This window comes from Dinghuibacter silviterrae (assembly GCF_004366355.1).
Taxonomy (GTDB): Bacteria; Bacteroidota; Bacteroidia; order Chitinophagales; family Chitinophagaceae; genus Dinghuibacter; species Dinghuibacter silviterrae.
Map to the genome: position 1 here is coordinate 642,952 of NZ_SODV01000002.1, position 20,821 is coordinate 663,772.

At 57.1% G+C, this 20,821-nt stretch carries 21 protein-coding genes; 11 read left to right on the forward strand and 10 right to left on the reverse strand.

The genetic code is table 11. The features are described 5' to 3' along the window. Window positions 1–7 precede the first annotated feature (7 nt). Together EDB95_RS19935 and EDB95_RS19940 are read left to right on the forward strand one after the other, a co-directional pair. Window positions 8–859 carry a hypothetical protein gene (locus EDB95_RS19935; RefSeq protein WP_133996268.1) on the forward strand — a complete coding sequence of 284 codons (852 nt, stop codon included), beginning with the start codon at window positions 8–10 and terminating at the stop codon, window positions 857–859. A gap of 20 nt (window positions 860–879) precedes the next feature. Then, window positions 880–1,638 (forward strand): hypothetical protein, encoded by a 759-nt coding sequence (locus tag EDB95_RS19940; RefSeq protein WP_133996270.1) that lies wholly within the window; start codon window positions 880–882, stop codon window positions 1,636–1,638. Between the two features lies 1 nt (window position 1,639). On the opposite strand, the gene plsX is transcribed toward EDB95_RS19940, so the two are convergent. The 4 genes from plsX to EDB95_RS19960 form a co-directional block, all read right to left on the reverse strand. After that, window positions 1,640–2,572, reverse strand: a complete 933-nt coding sequence (gene plsX, locus EDB95_RS19945; protein ID WP_133996272.1) for a phosphate acyltransferase PlsX — start codon at window positions 2,570–2,572, stop codon at window positions 1,640–1,642. A 17-nt stretch (window positions 2,573–2,589) separates the two neighbouring features. After that, window positions 2,590–2,784, reverse strand: coding sequence for a 50S ribosomal protein L32 (gene rpmF / locus EDB95_RS19950; protein WP_133996274.1), 195 nt, complete (start codon window positions 2,782–2,784; stop codon window positions 2,590–2,592). Between the two features lie 12 nt (window positions 2,785–2,796). Next, window positions 2,797–3,348 carry a YceD family protein gene (locus EDB95_RS19955; protein ID WP_133996276.1) on the reverse strand — a complete coding sequence of 184 codons (552 nt, stop codon included), beginning with the start codon at window positions 3,346–3,348 and terminating at the stop codon, window positions 2,797–2,799. Window positions 3,349–3,447: 99 nt separating this feature from the next. Then, the gene (locus EDB95_RS19960) at window positions 3,448–4,557 is read right to left on the reverse strand and encodes a fructosamine kinase family protein (protein WP_133996278.1); all 1,110 of its coding nucleotides are present in this window, start codon (window positions 4,555–4,557) and stop codon (window positions 3,448–3,450) included. 15 nt (window positions 4,558–4,572) lie between these two features. Here EDB95_RS19960 and EDB95_RS19965 point away from each other — a divergent pair, with 15 nt between their 5' ends. Beyond that, entirely contained in the window at window positions 4,573–5,640 is a 1,068-nt protein-coding gene (locus EDB95_RS19965) for a DUF3810 domain-containing protein (RefSeq protein WP_133996280.1), read from the forward strand. Window positions 5,641–5,715: 75 nt separating this feature from the next. Here EDB95_RS19965 and dcd read toward each other — a convergent pair whose 3' ends face one another. Next, a complete protein-coding gene (gene dcd / locus EDB95_RS19970) occupies window positions 5,716–6,252 on the reverse strand; it encodes a dCTP deaminase (RefSeq protein WP_133996282.1) in 537 nt (178 codons plus the stop codon). Between the two features lie 40 nt (window positions 6,253–6,292). Here dcd and EDB95_RS19975 point away from each other — a divergent pair, with 40 nt between their 5' ends. After that, window positions 6,293–6,916, forward strand: coding sequence for a 4'-phosphopantetheinyl transferase family protein (locus EDB95_RS19975; RefSeq protein ID WP_133996284.1), 624 nt, complete (start codon window positions 6,293–6,295; stop codon window positions 6,914–6,916). A gap of 73 nt (window positions 6,917–6,989) precedes the next feature. Here the strand turns inward: EDB95_RS19975 and EDB95_RS19980 are convergent, their stop codons facing one another. After that, window positions 6,990–8,291, reverse strand: a complete 1,302-nt coding sequence (locus tag EDB95_RS19980) for a DUF2130 domain-containing protein (protein ID WP_133996285.1) — start codon at window positions 8,289–8,291, stop codon at window positions 6,990–6,992. 72 nt (window positions 8,292–8,363) lie between these two features. Here EDB95_RS19980 and EDB95_RS19985 point away from each other — a divergent pair, with 72 nt between their 5' ends. From EDB95_RS19985 to EDB95_RS19995, 3 genes are all read left to right on the forward strand, one after another. Further along, window positions 8,364–9,611, forward strand: coding sequence for a YdcF family protein (locus tag EDB95_RS19985; protein ID WP_133996287.1), 1,248 nt, complete (start codon window positions 8,364–8,366; stop codon window positions 9,609–9,611). Between the two features lie 12 nt (window positions 9,612–9,623). After that, window positions 9,624–10,283 carry a basic secretory protein-like protein gene (locus tag EDB95_RS19990; RefSeq protein WP_133996289.1) on the forward strand — a complete coding sequence of 220 codons (660 nt, stop codon included), beginning with the start codon at window positions 9,624–9,626 and terminating at the stop codon, window positions 10,281–10,283. A 71-nt stretch (window positions 10,284–10,354) separates the two neighbouring features. Further along, window positions 10,355–10,669 carry a hypothetical protein gene (locus EDB95_RS19995; RefSeq protein ID WP_133996290.1) on the forward strand — a complete coding sequence of 105 codons (315 nt, stop codon included), beginning with the start codon at window positions 10,355–10,357 and terminating at the stop codon, window positions 10,667–10,669. Between the two features lies 1 nt (window position 10,670). Here the strand turns inward: EDB95_RS19995 and EDB95_RS20000 are convergent, their stop codons facing one another. After that, the gene (locus EDB95_RS20000) at window positions 10,671–11,030 is read right to left on the reverse strand and encodes a nuclear transport factor 2 family protein (protein ID WP_133996292.1); all 360 of its coding nucleotides are present in this window, start codon (window positions 11,028–11,030) and stop codon (window positions 10,671–10,673) included. Between the two features lie 54 nt (window positions 11,031–11,084). On the opposite strand from EDB95_RS20000, the gene EDB95_RS20005 reads away from it, so the two are divergent. The 4 genes from EDB95_RS20005 to EDB95_RS20020 are packed head-to-tail and all read left to right on the forward strand — an operon-like array spanning window position 11,085 to window position 17,202. Then, window positions 11,085–12,968, forward strand: coding sequence for a DUF1800 domain-containing protein (locus EDB95_RS20005; RefSeq protein WP_133996294.1), 1,884 nt, complete (start codon window positions 11,085–11,087; stop codon window positions 12,966–12,968). 11 nt (window positions 12,969–12,979) lie between these two features. After that, on the forward strand, window positions 12,980–14,251 hold the full coding sequence (locus tag EDB95_RS20010) for a DUF1501 domain-containing protein (protein WP_133996296.1): 1,272 nt from the start codon (window positions 12,980–12,982) through the stop codon (window positions 14,249–14,251). Window positions 14,252–14,288: 37 nt separating this feature from the next. After that, window positions 14,289–16,262, forward strand: a complete 1,974-nt coding sequence (locus EDB95_RS20015; RefSeq protein ID WP_133996298.1) for an alpha-L-arabinofuranosidase C-terminal domain-containing protein — start codon at window positions 14,289–14,291, stop codon at window positions 16,260–16,262. A gap of 34 nt (window positions 16,263–16,296) precedes the next feature. After that, the gene (locus tag EDB95_RS20020; protein WP_133996300.1) at window positions 16,297–17,202 is read left to right on the forward strand and encodes an NADP-dependent oxidoreductase; all 906 of its coding nucleotides are present in this window, start codon (window positions 16,297–16,299) and stop codon (window positions 17,200–17,202) included. On the opposite strand, the gene EDB95_RS20025 is transcribed toward EDB95_RS20020, so the two are convergent. From EDB95_RS20025 to EDB95_RS20035, 3 genes are read right to left on the reverse strand one after another with little or no spacing between them, the layout of a single operon-like run. Beyond that, entirely contained in the window at window positions 17,199–18,263 is a 1,065-nt protein-coding gene (locus EDB95_RS20025; protein ID WP_211352165.1) for a calcium:proton antiporter, read from the reverse strand. The two genes, EDB95_RS20020 and EDB95_RS20025, sit on opposite strands and share 4 nt — an antisense overlap. Window positions 18,264–18,277: 14 nt before the next feature. Beyond that, the gene (locus EDB95_RS20030) at window positions 18,278–19,594 is read right to left on the reverse strand and encodes a serine hydrolase domain-containing protein (protein ID WP_133996304.1); all 1,317 of its coding nucleotides are present in this window, start codon (window positions 19,592–19,594) and stop codon (window positions 18,278–18,280) included. A 48-nt stretch (window positions 19,595–19,642) separates the two neighbouring features. After that, the gene (locus EDB95_RS20035; RefSeq protein WP_133996305.1) at window positions 19,643–20,713 is read right to left on the reverse strand and encodes a helix-turn-helix domain-containing protein; all 1,071 of its coding nucleotides are present in this window, start codon (window positions 20,711–20,713) and stop codon (window positions 19,643–19,645) included. Between the last annotated feature and the right edge of the window lie 108 nt (window positions 20,714–20,821).

Here is a 20,821-nt window from a genome sequence, read left to right on the forward strand (position 1 = left end):
TCGATCCATGAAAACAAAGCTCCAGACGGGTTTTGCCGCTATAACACTGCTTCTTTTTGCTGCCTGTACGAGGGAAAACGGGTTGATTAAGCCTGTTGGGCCGGCAGCGACGGATACGACCACAACCACACCGCCCGCAGATTCCACCTATAAAGGGCCGGTCACCAATAATTATCAACCTGATTCATCCGGATCTACGTGGACCTACCAGGTGCACCAGGTCTTTAACATCGGCCAGTCGACCATCGGCCAGCTCTTTCCGCAGGAGGCGAGTGTCTTTTCAGCGTTTAAGATGGATACGACGATCGTTTATCACGTGGCCGCCCTGAACACGACCGCCCAGGCAGGCGGCTTGACCTTCCAACAGTATTCGAATGATTATGGCGGGGGAATATACAGTCCGGCGATCGCCCTGTCCCAGGGGGTATACACGGGCGTGGACCAGGTGTGGGGACTGATGTGGATAGGGGGAAGCAGCTTTGGCGGTTTTTCGCTCAACGACGATACATTGACCTACCTCGAAGACAAACCGGTGGGAACCTCCTGGTCTCAAACGACGGTCATACAGGATGGGCTTGGCTTTGAAGACACGACCTCCTATGCTTTTACCATAAAGGCGAGGGGACTGACCAAGGTGGTCAATGGCATCAATTATCCTAATGTGATCCAGGTAGAGTCGACCACGATACCCAGCGCGCTGCAAAGCTTCACCGTTCTCTTAAGTATACAGGGAGTGAACCTGAACACGACGACGGAGTATTATTATGCAGAAAACGTGGGATTAATCGAAGAAGATCTTAGCAACCCATTCTTAGGCATTACCGTAAACGCGAGTCTTGTTAACTCCAATATTCGATAAACCAAGCAACCCCTATTCTTATGAAACGTTTTCTTGCATTATGTGTATGCGCGGGCATGGCGCTGACCTCCTGCAGCAAAAAATCATCCAATACCCCCACGTCCAACTCTTCGGACAACAGTTACCAACCCACGGAGAGCGCCTCTACCTGGACGTACAGTGTATCTGAGGTTTTTAATCCCTCCAGTTCCATTCTCCTGGTCGAGGCGGAAAACCAGTTGCACACCACCTTTAAAGCGATCGACACGACATGGACGTCTACGATCACGGCCTCGGGCAAGGACACCGTTATCGGCGGGCTTACATTCTCTGTCCTGACCGGTGATACCGTGACGCAAGACGTAGTTGTTGCACAACAAGGCACCAACTATTATGGAATCGGCATCATCCCTGAATTCCAGCTGTCCGGCGTGGGTGGTCTGGCGACGTCGTCTCCCATCCTTTACCTGAAGGATACGGTGGCCAACGCGAGCTGGGTACAAACCGTCATCGATGCGGCGGCGTCAGACACGACGACCTATACCATTACCATTACCGGCACCGGCGGCTCGAAAACCGTCAACGGGAAGAGCTATATCGATGTCACTACGGAAACGGTCAGCGCGGTACCGTCGGGTCTGACGGCACTGGCGGCCCAGGCCGGCATACCCACCAGCACCCTGGCGATCGTGGGAACGTATTATTTTGCAAAGGGGATAGGCGTCATCGAAGTAGACGTGAATGCCCAGCTGTACGGGTTCCAGTTTACGGAACAACTGCAGTCTTCGACCATCAAATAAGTTAGGCAACAAAACAGGACTTCATCTTGCCCAGGAGATCGCTTTCCAGCATCTTTTGGGCAAGAATGATCATATTCTTGAAAGCGGGGGCTTCGGAGATGCCGTGTCCGATGATGACCGGCTTGGAAACGCCTAAGATGGGCGTACCCCCGTAATTCTCGTAGTGAAAGCGGTGGAAATATTCATCGTCCTTCAAACCGCGGTGGACGGCCACGTCATACAGGGACTCGGCCATTTTCAGGATGACGTTGCCCGTAAAACCTTCGCAGACCATGACGTCGGCCTTTCCTTGCAGGATGTCCCGTCCTTCGATGTTCCCCAGGAAGTTGATTTGTTCGCTGGCCTTGAGCAGGGGATAGGCCGCCTGTGCCAGGAGGTTGCCCTTGCCTTCTTCCTCGCCGACATTGACCAGGCCGACCTTCGGGTCGTCGATCTTGAGGATGTGCTGGGCGTAAAGGCTGCCCAGAATGGCAAACTGCAGCAGGTTTTCCGCCTTACAGTCGGCGTTCAGACCGACGTCTAAGAGCAGGGAAAAGCTTCCGTCGAGCTTGGGGATGATGGTCGAAATCGTGGGTCGGAGAACGCCTTCGATCGACTTGATGCTGTAGAAGGTGCCCACCATCATGGCGCCGGTGTTGCCGGCGCTGATAAATGCATCGATCTCACCGGTCGCCAGCAGCTTGAAGCCTATGGCGATGGATGAGTTCGTTTTTTCCTTGAGGGCCTTGGTCGGGTGCTCCTGCATCCCGATGACGTCCGGTGCGTGTACGAACCGGACCGTCGGGGGAGCGTCGGTCAGCAATGACTTCACCTGCTGCTCGTCCCCGATCAGGGTCACATCGATAGCCGAAGATGACTGAAGATACTGCACTACACCCTTCACAGCTTCCTGTGGAGCGTAGTCGCCTCCCATCATGTCGATTCCGATGCGCATCAACAGCAGGGTAATGGTTATGCCTTCCGGGGGGCCTTTTCGGCGACCAGTTTGCCTTTGTAGTACAGCTTGCCTTCGCTCTCATGGGCGCGGTGGCGAACGTGCAGTTCACCGGTAGTGCTGTCCTTGCTCAGGGTCACCGTTTCGGCGGTATAGTGGGTCCTCCTCTTGGCGCTGCGTTGCTGGGAATGTCTGCGTTTAGGATTGGGCATTGCGCTACTCTTTTATTGTTTTTTAAATTTATCTAATCCCTTCCAAAGGGAATTGGTCGTTTTTTTACCGCCTTCCCCATCGGAAGGCTTCATACCGGCCAGACGGGCCAGCACTTCTTTGTTACAATACGGACCGCCGATCTCATTCTCCGCACACATCCGCTGCATCGGTACGCTCAGGCTGATAAACTCGTAGATCCAGCCCTTCACGTCGATGTGGCTTTCGGTCCTGGAAATATAAAATACGTCCGGGTCCGATTCTTCTTCATTCATCTCATCCGGGTTGTCCACCATCTTGACCAGGATGTTGAATTCATCCCAAAGGTCCAGGGGGAGGTCATTCCCGCAGCGATCACACGATACATCCACTTTGCCGCCGACCTCGAACTTCAGGATCAAAAAAGACGCCTTTTTGTCCAGGGTCAACTTTACTTCCGCCTTTACACCCTTGAAATCCTGGTGTCCGTACTCCTCGAAAAACGCATCATCGATCTCATACCGGTATTCATGCATACCCGGTTTCAAACCCACGAACGCGATTTCAAAAGCCCGGCGACTACTCATCGGAAGTTTTTAAAAGGTTTGCAAAGGTAGAGAAAAACGGGGGAATCGCCGAATTTTTCTTGAAAGAATGCGGCTTTCACAAAGGTAGGGATAAATGCCTCATCCCCCGGCGTATGTGGCCACGATCCCCATACATTCCTGTACATATCCGCCCCCGAACAAAAGCGCATGCACCAGGAGCGGGTACAGCTGGCAAATCGCCACCCGTTCCTCCCAACCCGCGTCCAGCGGGCCGTACGCTTCATAAAACTCGGGCGGGAAACCCCCAAAAAGCCGCGTCATGGCCAGGTCCATTTCCCGGTGCCCGCGGTACACCGCCGGGTCGAAGATCCAGATGTCCCCGTCCGGGCCCGTTTTGGTGTTTCCGGACCAAAGGTCTCCGTGAAGGAGGGAGGGCAAATTTTTGGGGAAAAATTGGTTCATGCGCGCTTCGAGCGCTTCTACCTGTCCTAACGTCTTGACACTGAATAGCCCACGGGCTATGCCCTGTTTCCACAGGGGCAGCAGCCGTCTTTTTGTGTAGAAGGCGGGCCAGGTGGGCTCGGGGTGGTTGTCTTGCGGGAGCGTGGCGATGAAGTTGTCGGCCTCCAGGCCGAAGGTCAGCGCTGCGCTTGGGGCCGCAGGCCCCGCTGCCGCGCCACTCGCTGCCGCGCCACTCGCCGCTGCGCCACTCGCCGCCGCGCCACCCGCTGCCGCGCCACTCGCTGCCGCGCCACTCGCTGCCGCGCCACCCGCTGCCGCGCCACTCGCTGCGGCCACGCCCGCGCCCCGATGCAGCCGCGCAAGCGCCTCGCCCAGGCGCTCCCAGCGATCCGGGCGGGGCTTCCCCTCCTGCAGCCATTCCAGCACCAGGAAGGCCTTCCCCTCCAGGGTACCGGTGCCGACCACCGCGGGTACCCGCGGAAAGTGCGGCCGCAGCGCCTCCAACCCGCGAACCTCGGCCTCGAACATTGCCTGTCCGCGGGTGGCGTCCTGCACCTTGCAAAAGAACCGGCCGCCGCCGGTCTCCAGCACATAGGCGTCACTGATGTCTCCGCCGGAGACACGGGAGATATGCGTCACCGTGCCGCCGCCAACGCGGCGCGTTGCGCCCGCGGCGCCCACGCCCGTTGCGCTTGCGTCCCCTGCGCCCGGCGCGCTTGCGGCGCCTACGTCGGGGGCCCCCTCGCGAAGCATTTGTAGGACGCGGTCGAAAAATGACGGGTTCATCTTATTTTTATTGCTATGGCAAAATATAAAAGGCTGTTGATCCTCGTCGTCTTATTTCTTGCGGTGGCCTGGTTCGGGATGTATCCGGAATGGGTGGAACGGGCGTACAGCACGGGCATATATCCGCACCTGGCGGCGCTCCTGAGGGGACTTTGGGGTTGGGTACCCTTTAGCGCGGGGGACGTATTTTATTTTGCCGCGGGAGTCCTGTTGCTCACGTGGGCGGTTATCCTGGTGGCCCGCCTGTTGAAAAGGGAATGGAGTTTCCGGCAGTGGTTGGGGTGGGGGAGGCGTTTTGTGGAATGGTGCCTGGTCATCATCCTGGTGTTCAACCTGGCGTGGGCGCTCAACTATAACCGGCTGGGGATCGCTTACCAACTGAGGTTGGATCCCCGTCCCTACGGCCGGGATACGTTGCAAAACCTGATCGACTCTCTGCTCATTCGCGTCAATGACGAAAGACGGGCGGCGGTGGCACCCCTGCCGGATGCCGGGGTGATCCTCCGGGAGGCGCGGGAAGCATACCGGGGCATCGAGGGGGATACGAGCCTGGCCTTTATCCACTATACGTATAAGTCGATCAAACCCTCGATGTATGGGGAATGGGGAAACTATATGGGCTTTCTGGGCTACTACAATCCCTTTACGGGAGAAGCCCAGGTGAATTGTACCGTTCCGGCCTTTACGCTGCCGTATACCGCCTGTCACGAAATGGCGCACCAACTGGGGTATGCCAGCGAAAGCGAGGCCAACTTCGTGGGGTATCTTGCGGCGGTGCACTCTACCGATCCGTGGTTCCGCTACTCGGCCTATTTCGACCTTTTCAGTTACGCCAACCGGGAGCTCTTCCTCCGGGATTCGGCGGCGGCGCGGCGGAACTATCACGCGCTGGATACGCTGGTTCGCGCGGATTATCACACGCTGATCAACTTTTTAAGGGCGCATAGAAATCCGCTGGAGCCAGTGTTGAACAGGATGTATGACGGGTATCTGAAGGCGCACCACCAGGAAAAGGGGATCGAAAGCTATAGCGAGGTGACAGCGTGGCTGATTGCCTACAGGCAAAAATACGGGCGGCTCTGAGCGTCCCGCAGGGGGCGCGGCCCGCGCGCAGCGGCGCTGCTCTGAACGCGCGCGGCGCAATCCGCGCGGGCGGAGCTAGAACTTATTTTTCCACATCATACTTTCGACCGGCTTGTCCGGCTGCCCGCTGTACTTGGCGCCAGCCTTGCTGTTGTATTTGACGGCCACTTCGCCGTCGACGGGGAAGTAGATGAGCTGGCCGACGGGCATACCGGCGTAGACGCGGACGGGTTGTTTGACGGAGATTTCGAGGGTCCAGTTGCCGCAAAAGCCAACGTCGCCCTTGCCGGCGGTGGCGTGGATGTCGATGCCCAAGCGGCCGGTGGAGGATTTGCCTTCCAGAAAGGGGACGTGGGCGTGGGTTTCGGTGTATTCCTGGGTGACGCCTAAGTAGAACTTGTGGGGGAGGAGCACGATGCCTTCTTCGGGGATTTCGAAGTGCGTGATGGTGTTGTGTTTGCGGGCGTCCAGCGTGTCATCGACGTAGGTCGCCAGGTGTTTGCCCAGGTGTACGTCGTAGGAGTTGCTTCCAAGGCAGTCGGGTTGGAAAGGAACTATCTTGATCGTGCCTTTGTCCATTTCTTCCAGGATGCGCTTGTCGGACAGTATCATTGCCGTAAATTGAGGAGGTTTTGAAAATCAGGGTGCGAAGATGGGACTTTTTTTTCAACAAGATATAAACGAATGTACGCGCCTGGGGGTTTGGCAGATCGCAGAGCCGGCCGACTTTTTCCTGAAATCGGTCCCCTTGCAGCGGGAAATCTCACACCCCCACAAACGGTTGCAGCACCTGGCCGGACGCTTCCTGCTCCGCTACCTTTACCCCGATTTCCCATACAAAGACATCCTTATAGCGAATACCCGGAAGCCGTATGTCCCGGGGGAGTCCTTCCATTTTTCCATTTCGCACTGCGGAAATTTCGCGGCGGCCATCGTGAGCCGCCACTATCGTGTGGGTATAGACATCGAGGCGTTTACCCCCAAGGTGGAGAAGATCATCCATAAATTCCTAAGCCCGGCCGAGCAGGCTTTTCTGGACCCTCGTGCACCCTTGCAGCACGCGATCGTGTGCTGGGGCGCGAAGGAGGCGGTCTATAAATGGTATGGCATCGGGGAGATGGACTTTATGCGGGACATGCCGCTGGAACCATTTACCTATGGATCAGAGGGCGCGCTGGCATGCCGTTTTTCAAAACAGGAGCCCCCGCGCATCCTGCCGATGCGGTTTAAAACCTGGAGGGACATGGCGATGGTGCACCTGGTGACGGAGCCCTAAGAGCCTGGCGAGGCCGCGCCGGCCGAAGGCCCAGCCGCGGCTAGCGCCGTGTGCAGCGTCGGCGGGCGCTGCCCTAATTCAACAGGAGATCGGACGCCTCGTCCTCCTCGTCGGTCAGCCGCAAATCCACCGAATCCGACCCCGCGATCCCCTCGATCGAGCCCTTGATGTGGGCGGCGTTCAGCAGCACTTTCTCCAATTGTTTTTCCCGGGCCTTCCACAGCTTTTCCATGGCGTCGCGTTCGCGCTGGATGGACTGGCGCATGGACGCAAAGCCTTCGCGGATGGCTTTCCATTGTTCGGCGAACTCGTTTGAGGTGAGGTAGCGGTAGAGCATGACCATTTTCTCGCCTTGGTTTTCCTGGGAACGGCTGGCGTTGTATACTTTGAGGAGGCCGTCACGGAGGACGTGGGCCAGGGCTCCGACCTCGCTAAAGGTGCAGATCCAGACGCCGTCGCGTTCGCCGAAGCGGTCCATATCCCGGGGCATGGTCTGGGTGACGAGGATGGCGAGGTCGGCAGAGAGGTGGCGCATGTCGGCCTTGAGCTTTTCGGGCCAGTCCTTGGAAAATTCTTTGGTGCGCTTGCTTTCGTAGATGATTTTGCCGCAGACCTGTCCGAAGCTGTTGCGGACGGTTTGGATACAGTCGGCGCCGCGGATACCCTTGCCGACTTCTTCGACGAGGTCGAAGGGGAAGGCGGTCCGGAGCATTTCTTCGAGGGCGAGCTCCTGGATCTCGCCCTGGAGCTGCGTGGAGCCTTGCTCGGCTTTGCGCTTCATTTCCTCGGCGAGCTTTTTCTGGTCTTCGAGTTGTTTTTCGAGCTCGCGGACACGGAGCTGGTGTTCGGTTTCTTTCAAGGCAACCTTGTCGAGTTCTTCCTTCCGGATCTTTTCGGTGAGCGCGGTGCGTTCTTCGAGCAGGCGTCTTTGGAGGGTTAGTTCGAGCTCCTGTTCCTTGGTAGTGAGGTCTTGTTCCTTCTGGAGGTATTCCATTTCCTTCCGCCGGGCTTCCTTTAGCTTTTCTTCGCCCTCGCGGTTGGCGTGTTGCAAAAGTTGTAGCTGGTTCTCGTAGTCGGCGGCGACGGTGCGGCGAAGTTGTTCGCGTTCCTCTTGTACCTGCCGCGTCAGCAGCGCTTCGCGCTCCTTGGCCTGGCGCTGGAGGTCGGCCTCTTTCTCCTGCGCCTGCCGGGTCAAAAGCGTTTCGCGGTCCTTGGCCTGGCGTTGAAGCTCGGCTTCCTTGCGTATAAATTCATCATCGCGCTGCCGCTTATATTCGAGCATCTTTTCTCTGAGGTCATTCTTGAATTCTTCGGAAACAGCCTCTTCCATGGGAAACCGGTGACCACAATTCGGGCATTTGATATCTGTTGCCATCCTCTTTTTTTGCAAAGTACGTAGGTTTATGTCATTTTTTACAGATCTTTAGCGTCCATCAAATCAAACGACATGCGCCTGTCCATGGGAGTGTCTTTTCTGACCTTGCTCACGATATCCGTACACGCACAAACCGCCTGGGATCCGCATTATACGCCTGTTCGAAGCGGCTCGTGGATACAGGACAAGGACTTTTACCTGTTTACCTTGATGGAAGGGACGGCGGTAAAAACCGCGGTGCAAAACGAACCTTTTTTCGCCAATCTGTTGACATCGAAGGACAGCCTCTTGGGTTCGATCGTGCATGCACGTGGAAAGTCACCCCAGGAATTTATCAAGGCTTTTGTCTGGACACCGGAAGAGATTACTTCAGTGGACAGCGCCTTGTGCCTGGTGTGTGCAAAATCGCCAAAAGTGATGGGCGTCCTGGCGGCGGAGATGCGCCGCTCCGGGTGTTGGATCAGGGACGCGTCCCTTAACGACTCCGCATTGGTGCGGAAGGCGTGGGAAGACGCAGCGCTTAAAGAAAACCGGGTCATCACGAACTATACAACGAACAAGGGCTTCCGCTATGCGGCGATAGACTCGGCGACGTTTGGACCGGGGAGCCCTATTGCCAGGGAAATGCTGGGAGAAATGCTGATGATGCTTTGGCATGGCAAGGATAAGATGTCTGCCTTTTTTCAGCCGTCGCTGGAAACGGCCCTGAATATCCTCTTTATCAACAACCGGGACGAGGCGGGCCGTTTTGAACCGTTGGACAGCACCAACCGTCCGGCCTACACGCGTGTAACCGGGACCGTGTGGAAAAACTTTCCCTACTCGGCCATCCTGATCCCCGGAGAAGGGCCGGAAAATGAATGGCCGATGAGCCCCATGGGCAAATACCGCTGCCAACTGGGCGCGGAGGCCTACCGGGCGGGGAAGGCACCTTTCCTCATCGTGTCGGGCGGGTTTGTCCATCCTTTCCAAACCCCATATTGCGAGGCGGAGGAAATGAAAGAGTACCTGATCCATGTGTTGGGCGTACCGGCCGAAGCGGTGATCCTGGAGCCGCACGCCCGGCATACGACAACCAACATCCGTAACGCCAACCGGATCCTGCTGCGGAAGGGTTTTCCCCCGGATAAACGGGTGTTGTGTATGTCGACGGCGGGCCAGACGGCGTACATCGAAGCACCATTCTTTGCCGCCCGCTGCCGTATGGAAATGGGCTATGTCCCGTTTACGGACCTCCACGCAGAGGACGCGTTTGGCGTGTCTTACCGCATTGACCCTGCTTCCCTTCAAATGGATGCCATCGATCCTTTAGACCCATAAAAAAAGCAACACATGACATGTTTTCTTGCCCTTTGCCTGCTCGTACAGGTGGGCGTTCGCGCTGAAACCCGCGACACCGTGACCCGTTCCGGTTATACCCTCATCTTTGTCAACCAGGATACGGCCTTTGATCCGGCGGTCAAGGCCCGGCTGATCAGCACCTTTTTCACCGTTTATCCAAAGGAAGCGGCGTTGTATAATCCGCAGACCCTTACCCGGGTGACCTTTGTCGTCGATCCTAGCTATAATGGCGTGGCCGAGACGGGTGGGGGCGTAACCCGTTTTAATCCCCAATGGTTTAAAAAACATCCCGGGGACGTCGACGTCGTCACCCATGAAGTGATGCACATCGTCCAGGCCTATCCCAACGGCGCCGGGCCGGGCTGGATCACCGAGGGCATCGCGGACTATGTGCGCTATACCCTGGGCGTGGACAATGCCGGGGCGAACTGGCACCTGCCGGATTATGCGCCCCAGCAAAGCTATCGCAACGCTTACCGGGTGACGGCGCGTTTTTTTGCATGGCTCGAAGCGCATGGCTATGCGGGTGTCATCAAAAAACTGGATGGCATCATGCGGACCGCGACCTACACGGACGGGACCTGGATACAGCTTACCGGGAAGGACGTGGACCAGTTGTGGGCGGATTATGCGGCAAACCCGGCGTTGTAAGGCGTTAAGGCCCGTGCAGCGAGACGGCGCGGGCCTAGCGATAATTTTCGTATTTTAGGATAACTTTTGCTATGCCTAAATACGTCAAAATGCTCTCCGGGGCCCTGGTGATCTATTTTTTCCTTCTGGGTCTTTTCGGGCTGGCCTGTCTTATCCATTTTAATAAGGACTATGAACAGAACGGCGGGGCCATGGGGCCGGTGTACTTTTTCGTATACTATTGCCTGGCCACCGCCTATTATAGCCCCTTCCTGGTCTGGTCTTTCCGGTTGTACCGGGGGAAAACGACCAGGGAGGTCAGGTACGCGCGGCTGCAGCTCGGGTTGATACTCGTGCTGGGGGTAGGGAGCTCGCTGTTCATCCTTTGGCGGATGTTCCTGGCGTGAGTCACATGAAGAACTGCTCCGCCGTAATCTTCCCGTCCTTGACGGTGTACACACACAGTTCCGACATGCGTTCCCGCGGCCGCCCCTTCATCGTGACATCCATGTCAAGTACAAAGGCGATCGAGTTCCCGGTCACCAGGGGGGTGGAAATGGCAACGCCGTGCAGGGACTCTACCATCGCGTCGAAGTCCTTACCTTTTTTTGTGATGGCGTCCAGCCCCTTGACTTCCTTTTCAAACGCGGGCGTGGCATAAGGCTCGATACTGAGCGCGTCGTTGGCGTACAACTCTTTGTGGGCCTTGCCCCATTCGCCTGCCTTGCAGTGCGTGACCAAACGGTCTGCAATTTGTTGCGTGGTCATAGGTGCAATTTTTATGATGTTAAACTTTAAGTGGATGACGGTGTCTTAAATTCCATGCGAAGACCATTTTCGATTGTCGTGCTGGGGCTTGCCCTTTGTTCCTTGTGCACAGGGCCGGGACTGCTGGCGTCCACGGGGCCTGGCTCGCGCCCGGCGCACGGCCCGGGTACGACCCCAGCGCCCGGCTCGGGTACGCCCCCGGCGGCCAAGCGTACGCATTTCCCTTACAAACAAGCCGGTCTTACCGAGCGCCAGGCGGCCGCCCATTTGCTGAGCCGCTTTACCTACGGCCCGACCCCGGGTCAGATCGACGAGGTGGTTCATGAGGGGCTGGAGCGTTGGTTTTCAAAGCAATTGGAAGCCGATCTTCCGGAGGATTCGCTGAACCGCCTTCTGGGCGGGTATGACGCCCTTCAACTGACCAATGCCCAGGTCCGCCAGACCTTTCCCCGGCAGGGGGAGGTATTGCGCATGATGCGCAAGGACGGGACGATTTCGTCCGACTCCGCCATGGCCGACCCTAAGGTATACAAAGACCTCCTGAAAACCTATATGGACCAAAAGGGTTTTAAACCCATCCAGGAATTGTACCGGCAATTTTATTGCCAGAAGGTGCTTCGGGCGATCTATACGAACAACCAGGTCCTGGAAGTCATGACGGATTTTTGGTTTAACCACTTCAACGTATCGGTGACCAAAGGGGATTGCGCCGAATTTATTCCGGCGTATGAGCGGGACGTGATCCGGCCCAACGCTTTGGGACACTTTGGAGACTTGCTCCTGGCCACGGCCAAGTCCCCGGCGATGTTGTACTACCTGGATAATTTCAGCAGCACGGCACCCGTGGACCAGCCGAATGGAAAAAATCCCCCCCGCAGGTCCGGCGGGATCAACGAGAACTACGCCCGGGAAGTGATGGAACTGCATACGATGGGGGTGGACGGCGGCTATACGCAATCGGACGTCACCCAGGCGGCCCGTGTCCTGACGGGCTGGACCGTTTTCCCGATGGGCCAGGAACAGAATCCGATGGTGCAGCGCCTGGAGGCCATGCCCCCGGCCGAGATGGCTAAACAGGGTTTTGTACACGACGGCGACTTTGTCTTTATCCCCAACCGCCACGACAAGGGCGAGAAAACCGTGCTGGGGAAGACGTTTGGACCGGACGAGGGGTATGACGAAGGGGTACGTCTGCTGGACATACTGGCCCACCATCCGTCGACCGCTCACTTTTTATGTAAGGAACTGGCGACCCGGTTTGTCTGCGACACCCCCTCCGAGGCGTTGGTCGATCGCATGGCCAAAACGTTTTTGGCCAAAAACGGGGACATTCGCCAGGTCCTGCTGACGATGGTGTCTTCCCCCGAGTTCTGGGGGCCGGACGCGGTTCGGGAAAAAATAAAATCCCCGTTTGAGCTGGCGATCAGCTCCATACGCAGTCTTCACGCCACGGTTGATCAACCCTTCCAGGTGTACAACTGGGTTTCCAGGATGGGAGAACGGCTTTATTCCTATCAGGCCCCGACGGGTTTCCCGGACAGGGGGCAGTACTGGATCAATACGGGATCCCTGCTCAACCGGATGAATTTTGGCCTGGCGATCGCCTCCGGGCGGATACCCGGGGTGCGCGTAGACCTGGCGGCGCTGAACAACCACCACGAGCCGGAGAGTGCGGAGGCTGCGCTGGAAACGTATGCGCACCTGATCCTGCCGGAACGAAAGGTAGACGAGACGATACGGCGGCTGACGCCGATGGTGAATGATCCGGCATTGGCGGGAAAAGTACAGGCGGCCAGTAAAAAGAATCCTGCGCAAGGGGAGGAAGCGGCCCCAGGCATCGCGCAGCCTGTGGCGATGACGGAGGCCCCGCCTTCGCCCGCAATGCTGTCGCAAGTGGTGGGCGTCATCATAGGTTCGCCCGAATTTCAAAGACGGTAAAACATTTCTATATGGTCACAAGAAGAGCATTCTTAAAAAACGGGGGCCTCGCCCTCTTTGGTGTAGGCCTTTTAGGCGGCATCCCTCCTTTTATTGCAGAGGCGGCGGCCCGGGAAAAGGTGTTCCGGCTGTACAAGAAGAACAAGATCCTTGTCTGCATTTTCCAGCGGGGTGCCATGGATGGGCTGATGGCGGTGACGCCTTATGCCGATCCCTATCTGCAGACGGCCCGGCCCACGCTCTTTATGACCCCTGCCAAAACCGGCAACACGTCCCCGCTGATCGACCTGGACGGGCGGTTTGGTTTGCACCCTGCCCTTCAGGCGTTTGAACCGGTGTTTAGGGACAAACGGCTGGCCATCGTACACGGTATAGGCTCACCCAATAATACGCGTTCCCATTTCGACGCCCAGGACTATATGGAATCGGGTACCCCGTTTGACAAGGCCACGCCCAGCGGCTGGCTGAACCGGGCGGTGGGTTTGCTGGGGCACGACGCCCTGACGCCTTTTGCGGCGGTCAGCCTGACGTCCGCCATGCCGCGGTCGTTGTATGGGGACAACCCCGCCGTGGCCATCGCCAACCTCCAGGATTTTACCATCCAGATGCGGGGTAATCCCGCGGCGGTCAACCTCACGGCAAAAAGCTTTGAAGATTTGTATGACCAGACAAGCCCGGGTCTTTTGAAGGAGGCCGGGCAGGAAAGTTTCGAGGCGATGAAAATGCTGCAAAAGACGGATACCAAGAACTACAAACCGGCTGGTGGCGCCCAATATCCCAACTCTCCATTAGGCAACGCCCTTAAACAAATCGCGCAGCTCATCAAGATGGACGTGGGGATGGAAATCGCCTTCACCGAATGTGGCGGCTGGGACACGCACTATGGCCAGGGCACGACCAACGGGGTTTTTGCCCGCAGCGCCACCGACCTTTCCCAGGCCGTCATGGCCTTCTGGACCGACCTCGGGACCTACCAGGACGAGGTGACCGTCATGACCATGACGGAATTTGGCCGGACGGTCCACCAGAACGGGACGGGTGGAACGGACCACGGGCGGGGCTCCTGCAACTTTATTCTGGGGAACGATACGGCGGGTGGGATTGTCCACGGGAGCATCAAGCCGCTCACGGTGGAAAACCTGGAGGATGGGCGCGACCTGCCGGTGACGACGGACTTCCGGTCGGTGTTTAGCGAGGTCGCGGACCGGCACCTGCGGATAGCGGGGGAAAAGGTACTGTTCCCGGGCTGGTCGGGGGCGGTCGCCGGGGTGATGAACGTGTAAAATTTTGCGTATATTGACGCCTGAAATAAGTGTCAATATGACAATAGTAAGACGATTCGCGCTTGCCTGCTTCATAGCAACAGGACTAAATGCCCGCGCTCAGCAGGGCATCCTCAAAGTCCAGGCCGACAAGGTCACCGCCACTATTCAACCCACGATGTGGGGCATCTTTTTCGAAGACATCAATTTCGGAGCCGACGGCGGATTATACGCGGAGCTGGTGAAGAACCGTTCCTTTGAATTTACAAAACCTTTGATGGGGTGGACAAAAGAGGGCCACAAGGTGGTGGAGGGGAGTATGCTCATCCTGAACCGGAAGGCGGAAGATCCGAATAACCCGCGTTTTCTCCGCGTGACCGCGGACCACGAGGGACCCGGAGACCTGGGGCTCGTCAATGAAGGTTTTAGGGGGATGGGGATCAAGAAGGGCGTCCGTTACTTTTTTTCCATCCTATACCGGCAACCGCAAACGGGTATAACGCTGCACATCGGTTTAAAGGACGCCAAAGGCAACAGCCTTGGAGATACGGTGCTGGTACCCACGGAAACAGGAGAACAATGGCATAAGGCGACCGCGACAATTACCGCCACGGCTACGGAACCAAAGGCCTCGATGACCCTCGGTTTTGAAGGCGACGGCCGGATCGATGTCGATATGATCTCCCTTTTCCCCGGTGACACCTGGCGAAACCGGCCCGGGGGGCTTAGGGCGGATATGGTGCAATGGCTGGCGGATATGAAGCCGGGATTTATCCGTTTTCCCGGTGGGTGTATCGTGGAAGGCATGGACCTGAACAACCGCTACCAGTGGAAAAAAACGGTAGGTCCTGTGGAAGACCGGCAGTTTGAGATCAACCGATGGAACGTCGAATTTCCCCGCCGGTCGACACCGGATTATTTTCAAAGCCATGGCCTGGGCTTCTTCGAATACTTTCAACTGGCGGAGGATATAGGCGCGCAGCCGCTCCCGATCCTGAACTGCGGCATGGCCTGCCAGTTCAATACCGCGGAGCTGGTGCCCCTGGACCAGGAAGATCCGTATATCCAGGACGCCCTGGACCTGGTTGAATTTGCCAATGGGGATACCACGACGCGTTGGGGAAAACTCCGGGCCTCCATGGGGCACCCGGCGTCCTTCCACCTGCAGATGATGGGTGTGGGGAACGAAAACTGGGGGCCGCAGTATGTCGAACGGCTCCAGGAATTTACGAAAGCCATCAAAGCCCGTTATCCCGATCTGAAGCTGGTCAACAGCTCAGGCACCGATCCCGACGGCGCGCGCTTCGACTACCTCAACGGCGAACTACGGTCGATGCACGCCGACCTCATCGACGAACACTATTACCGGAATCCCGAATGGTTTTTTGCCAACGCACGGCGGTATGACGGCTATCCAAGGGGGAGCAGCCACATTTTTGCCGGGGAATACGCCGCCCAAAGCGACCATACGGTCAGCCCCGAAAACAAAAACTGCTGGCTGACGGCACTTTCCGAAGCCGCCTTTATGACGGGGCTGGAGCGGAACGCCGATGTGGTCAGCATGGCGTCTTACGCCCCGCTTTTTGCGAATGCCGACGCCTGGCAGTGGACCCCGGACCTGATTTGGGTGAATAACCTGCAATCTTACGGGACTCCTGACTATTATGTCCAGCAGCTTTTTTCGCTTAACAAAGGGACCGGGGTGGTGCCCCTGACCCTGGACGGGCACACCGTGGCGGGTCAGGACAGCCTGTATGCAACGGCTTGTGTGGACGATGCAACGCATGACCTGATCATCAAGGTGGTGAATGCGTCGGGCCAACCCGCCGTTAAAACAATCGCAGTGGAGGGCCGTAAGCTTGGTAAAACCGGCACCTTGACGGTTCTCCAAAACAACGACCTCGGCGCGGTCAATACCTTTGATCAACCACGGCAGGTGGCACCGCACACAACGACGCTGCAAACCGGCAAGACCATCTCCCTGGCCATGGAACCTTATTCTTTCAACATTATAAGAATCCCCTTGCGATAGGCACGATTCCTGTGGCGGAAAGCAAAACTTCAATATGAAAGCCGTCCGGATCCATGCCTTCGGAGGACCCGAGGTCCTCCAACTGGAAGAGGTACCCCGTCCCATGCCTGCTCCCGGTGAGGTGCTTGTAAAGGTGTATGCCTCCGGGGTGAACCCCCTTGACTGGAAGATCCGCAAGGGGCTCCGGGCAAAAAAGTACCCCACCGATTTCCCCCTAACGCTGGGCTGGGACATGTCCGGCGTTGTGGAAGAAGTGGGGAGCGGCGTCCACCAATGGCGCCCGGGAGACGAGGTATACGGCCGGCCCGACCCCACGCGAAACGGTACTTATGCCGAGTATGTGGCGGTGAAGGCCGACCAGATCGGCCTAAAACCAAAGACGATCGACCATGTCCACGCGGCGGCGGTTCCGCTGGCGGGTATGACGGCCTGGCAGGGACTCTTCGACCACGGTCACCTGGAACGAGGCCAGACGGTCCTCATCCAGGCCGCCTCGGGTGGGGTGGGGATATACGCGGTACAATTCGCGCGCTGGGTGGGGGCCCGGGTGTATGGTACGACCTCTACGCCCAAAATCGATTTTGTACAGGGGCTCGGGGCCGATGTGGTGATCGATTATACGAAGCAGCGTTTTGAAGACGTCGTCCACGACGCGGACCTGGTCCTCGACACCCTCGGGGGCGATACGCAAAAGCGCTCCCTGTCCGTGATCAGAAAGGGGGGCAGGATCGTTACGACCCTGGCTCCGGAAGATCAGGCAGTAGAGGCTTTTACAACCCTGGCCAATACGGAGCAATTGGAAACGATCGCCCGCCTGATCGACGAGGGCAAGGTCCACCCGGTGATCGCCCGGGTCTTTCCGCTGGAACAGGCGGCAGCAGCGCAGGAACTGAGCGAAACGGGGCATGTACAAGGGAAGATCGTGCTGCAAATTGTCTAAGGGAAAATCGTCGTAAACAAATACACCGCAAACAACACCAGCAGCACCGTCCCCTGGAGGATGGTCGTCCTGCCCGTGCCCAGGGAAAGGGTCACCGTAAAAAGAGACAGCACGAGGAGGATCATGGACTTGCCGTCCAGCCCCAGCGTAACGTCCAGCCCTGCAGCGATGGAGGCAAAGGCCACCGCAGGTATGGTCAGCCCGATGCTGGCCAGCGCGGACCCCAACGCAAGGTTCAGACTCGTTTGCAGATGATTTTTACGGGCGGCCTTGACGGCGGCCAGCCCTTCCGGTAACAGGATGACCGTGGCAACGATCACGCCCACCAGCGACTTGGGCGCGCCCAGGTTCTCGACACCCGATTCTATCGTAGGGGACAGTTTTTTGGCCAGCAAGACAACGGCGGTGAGGCCCACCAACAAGAAGAACAAACTCAGCACCACCTTTGTGTTCCCCGGGGACGCCGCGTGGGTTTCAGCGGCGTCATCGCTCAGAAAATAATCCCGGTGCCGTACGGTCTGCACCGCTAAGAAGGTGCCATACAGCACCAGGGAGACGATGGCCACGAACACCAGCTGGGTGCGGCTATAGGCCGGCCCGGGTACCGTCGTGGTATAATTGGGCAGGATGAGTGTCAGGGCTGTGATCGCGGTCAATGTGATCAACGCGGCATTCGCACCCTGGAGGACAAAGCGTTGTTCCCGGTGCCGGTACCCGCCGATCAGCAGGCAAAGCCCTATGATACCCGTCAGGATGATCATGACCGCGGCAAAAACGGTATCCCTCGCCAACACCTCCGACCCGGGCCCGCCCACCAGCATCAGCGACAGGATCAGGGACACTTCGATCACGGTCACGGCTACCGCCAGGATGATGGTGCCGTAGGGCTCGCCGGTACGGTGGGCGATTACTTCCGCGTGATGGACGGAGGCGATGACCGTGGCGATCAGCAGGGCGCCCGGGATAAGGGTGAGCAGTGGGGAACCGAAAAGCGGCGTCACCATCAGCGCCGACAGGGCTGCCAACGGTACGATCATTGTCCAGAAGGGGATTGACTTCATGGACATAAGATACGTCAGAACTTTTTAAACACATACGGCTTGTCCTGTGTGGCGATCAGCCCTCCGTCCGGTGTAAACTCGATGGTCGTCCGGACATTGAGCACATCCGGTAGTACGAAACGGGTGGCGGTCTCCGGCTCAAGGACCATGTGCCGCCCGGTGCCGTTGGAGAGGTCGGCGTATAACCGGCCGTTCTCCTTATAAATCTTAAGGACCAGTTTGGGTTTTTCAACACACCGGTACGATCCGATGAACCGATCGATCGCACCGCTGGGCAGGGACGCCGGCGGCGGTCCCAGTTTCCCCAGGGCGGCAAGGGCGATGTTCTCCATCAATCGAAACCGGCCTTCGCTGAAGGTGGTCCGGTCTTCCCCTGAGCGGAGGTTGGTGAGGGTGCAAACGTAAAGGTCTTCGCCGGGAAAATATTTAACCTCCGCGATAAAACCGTTGATCTGACCTTCATGGTGGATACAGCGTACCCCATAGAGGAGGTTGTCATACCATCCATAGCCGTAGTGTGTGGAACTGCTATCCGCCAGGCGGTGAGCGGTCCATGCCTTTTGGAGCAGGGACGGGGGAAGGAGCTTTCCTTCCAGCAAGGCGCAATTCCAACGGTACAGGTCTTCGACCGTGGAATATAGATCGCCCGCGGCGTAGGCCAGGGTCATGCTTTGGTAGTCTGCATTCTGGTAATACCCTTTGTCCCGGGAGTATCCCTCTACCCGGCCGGGGAGGACATCCTGTTCGGTGGCGAAACCGGTATGGGTCAGCCCGGCCGGTTTGAGCACGCTATCCGTCATATAAAGATGATAGGGCATACCGGTGACCTTTTGAATAATATACCCCAGCAGGGTATAATTGGAATTGGAATAGCTAAAGGTGAAGCCGGGCCGGAATAAAAGAGGCCGGTCCTGAAAATAATGAATAATCTGCTCCGGGGTAAAATCCCTGCGTTCGATATAAGGATCAGGGTCGTCGAGAGACATATAGTCCACGATCCCCGAGGTATGCGTGAGGAGGTTTTCGATGGTGATGGGGTACCCCTTGGAAGGAAAGCCCTTTATATATTGTTGTATCGTGTCGGACAAGTGAACCCTGCCTTGGTCCACCAGCCGGAGGATACCCACCGCCGTAAATTGTTTGGTCACGGAGCCGATCTTGAAAGCCATGGATGGTTCCAGGGGTGTCTCCAGTTCTATATTGGCGCTTCCGTAGGCTTTTTCAAAAAGTACTTGCCCTTTTTGCGCCACCAGGACGGCCATGCCCGGTACGTTGCCCTGGAAGTGGAGGGAGATCAGGCTATCCAACAGGAGATAAAGTAGTGTATGCATGACCTCAAAAGTCCGTCATGCCCACGCAAAAATCAAGCGGGGGACTGCTCATTTCCGGATTTGAGTGGTCTTCCGGAAGGCCGAGGGCGTCAGCCCGGTATATTGTTTAAAGATCCGCTGAAAGGTCGCCTGGGAATTGAACCCGCATTCCGATGCGATACCGGCGATGGTCAGGTGGTTGTCATGCCCTGTTTGGATCCGTTCCTGGAAAGCACGGACCCTGTATTCGTTGATAAACTCCGTAAAGTTCTTCCGGAGGTGTTGGTTGAGCACCGCGGACACCATTTTTGGGGAAAGACCGACCCCCGCCGCCAATTGGTCGAGGTTGAGCTGCGGGTTCAAAAAAAGACGACCGTCTTCGACCGCTTTTATTAAAAGGGACGCCAGGTGCCCCGAAACGGATGAGGTCCGCGGATAGACCATGGTGTATCCTTTCAGGCCCAGCCAGTAAGTGAGGACCCCCAGCGGGAGGAAGAGCGGGTACCAGGCCAGGTGATCGAGCATCCAATAGGTATATTTCGGGAGGATGTAGGGCACCAGGTACACCAGCCATATCGCCTGGAAACCCGCAAAAACCCACAGGCACTCCCGGATCCAGGAATACCCGGGAGCCGTCCGGTACAAACGGGCATAACGCATTGACAGAAAGACATAAAAGGTAATCGACAGCCATCGGGGTATATCGGCGTATACATTGTATGTGTCTATAAAACGCCCCGCCGATCCATGATGAGAAGGGATGAACCCCAACACGACGCACCACGCAAAACCATAGGGAATCAGGTCGATAAGCACCGGGACAACATGCAACCGGTCCCGCCGGGTGACCGCAAAACCAGGGTCGAGGGTGGCCCGGGTATATAAAAAAAGAAGGGGCCCGAAGGTCATCGGGAGCATAAAAGGGAAAAGCGCATCAAAATATTTACAAAAGTATAGGGTGTTATACCAGGTCTGTGTGTTTAAATATACATTAAGACTTGCCAAGGCGATCAGGCCAAGCAACGCGCCCAACAACCGGTTGGGTAAGCGGGCGTTTTTACGCCGGATCAGCAGGATACCGAGGATAAAACCTTGCAGGGATCCCAACAGTACAAGGGTGTTTAAAAGGTTGTAAATCATGGTAGTAGAAAAATATAGAACAAAATTCGGAAAAACATGGTGTCTTTCGCGTGGGGCATCCGTTTTATATATGTAAACACGCGAATAAGGCTACATTGGATATAGGGT